Annotated in this window: 3 protein-coding genes and 1 pseudogene; all 4 read right to left on the minus strand. The window is 35.7% G+C overall.

The features are described from left to right. Positions 1-239: pseudogene (locus tag I2D69_RS19720) on the minus strand (ATP-binding protein); the annotation flags it as partial. 68 nt (positions 240-307) lie between these two features. Next, positions 308-511 carry a helix-turn-helix transcriptional regulator gene (locus I2D69_RS19725; RefSeq protein ID WP_008787613.1) on the minus strand — a complete coding sequence of 68 codons (204 nt, stop codon included), beginning with the start codon at positions 509-511 and terminating at the stop codon, positions 308-310. 3 nt (positions 512-514) lie between these two features. Beyond that, complete coding sequence (locus I2D69_RS19730) at positions 515-1,156, minus strand: DUF3796 domain-containing protein (RefSeq protein WP_055285974.1); 642 nt, start codon at positions 1,154-1,156, stop codon at positions 515-517. Positions 1,157-1,258: 102 nt separating this feature from the next. Next, on the minus strand, positions 1,259-1,522 hold a 264-nt coding region (locus I2D69_RS19735), incomplete at its 5' end, for a YdcP family protein (RefSeq protein ID WP_195380421.1).

Consider the following 1,522-nt stretch of genomic DNA (forward strand, 5'->3'; position numbering starts at 1 on the left):
AAAGCGACCAATGCACAAACACCAGTCGATATCAGTATGGTTATGAAGTTGTAAGGGGAAAGCGTCAAGCCATTCTCAAACAAGCTGAAATGCTCCCAATCGGCACGCATGAGCTGTTTGATATTCAGTAGCAGGAGAACCGCCACGAATACAAACAGAAGCGTTCCTATGGAAAAGTGGTAGACAAGGTGCTTGTCGCTGGCTCTGATACGGTGTCCTTTATTCCAAATCTTACGCATAAAACAATCTCTCCTTTCTGTGTACGAAAAAAGCAGTCAATCCTAAGACTAACTGCTTTAAACTGTCTTTATTCAAAAATAAATATATCTTCTATCGGAGCTTTTACAGCTCTTGAAATATCTATTGCCAATTTAAGTGACGGATTATATTGTGCTTTTTCTAATCTCATAATAGTTTCACGACGAACACCTACAATGTCAGCGAGTTGTTCTTGTGTTAATTCTTGTGCTACACGATATTTTTTTAAATTACATACAAACTTTGCTTCCATAATTTATTTCCTTTTTTCATAACGATATAATAAATAGTTGCTAAGAAAAAGAACAAGAGCATAGATAAGTGAAACAGAAATCAGCATAAATATTGCACACCACTCAACATTACGGGAAAACATACCTATTGCCATAAGCCAGATAACTACAAACAATAGTTTAAAACCTATCTTGTAGGCTTCTAATTGTGCCTTACGTTTATTTTCTTGAAAAAGCTCATCTTCTAAGATATGAGAAAGTTTACCTTCAAAGAAAAAACTGAAAAAACCAAAAAATATGAAAAAAGCAAAAGGAAATATTTCTCCAAATTTATAGTATGTCCAAAATCCGCCAAACCCCAGAAAACCAAACATTCCACAAAATCCCCAGTAAGGAGAAATTGTTCTTGAATATCGTTTTTCCCTGCTGTTTTTTGAAAAGACATTTTTAAAGCAGATAATTACTATATAGATAGCATATAGTGCTATTAAAGCTCCAATTACTAACATAGGAATATCCTTGTAAGAAAATACATATTCCGACATATCCATATTTTTGACCCAGCGTCCATCATTGTATAATAGGGAGTAGATTGTACCAACAATAAGCAATAAAGCACACCCTACCCCCATAAAAATAATTTTTTTAATTTGTTTCTTTGACATATTTATCTCTCCTTTCAAATAAGATGTTTTTGTATCTTTATGAGATAAATATATCACTCCGCATTGTTCGTGTCAATCAAAATTAAGACAAATACATCACTTTTATTTCTTCGGCTGTCCCTGCGGTGTAGGGTTCTGTGGACTGCCTGCGTTCTGGTTGCCTTTATTCTTCAACACAATATCCTCTGCCTTTACATACCAGTCCACATCTGCACCCGTATAGGTTTTTCTTGATACCGTATCGGCTACGGGATTGACAAGCTCCACAACTGCATTGTAAGGAAATTCCCTTAACGGTACTTCTGGCGGTACAGACACGGGGATAATTCCACCATGCAGACTGCACTTCAAATCATAGATACGCTT

The organism is Ruminococcus sp. D54t1_190329_F1 (assembly GCF_015551645.1).
In the GTDB taxonomy this organism is placed as follows: Bacteria; Bacillota; Clostridia; order Lachnospirales; family Lachnospiraceae; genus Blautia_A; species Blautia_A faecis.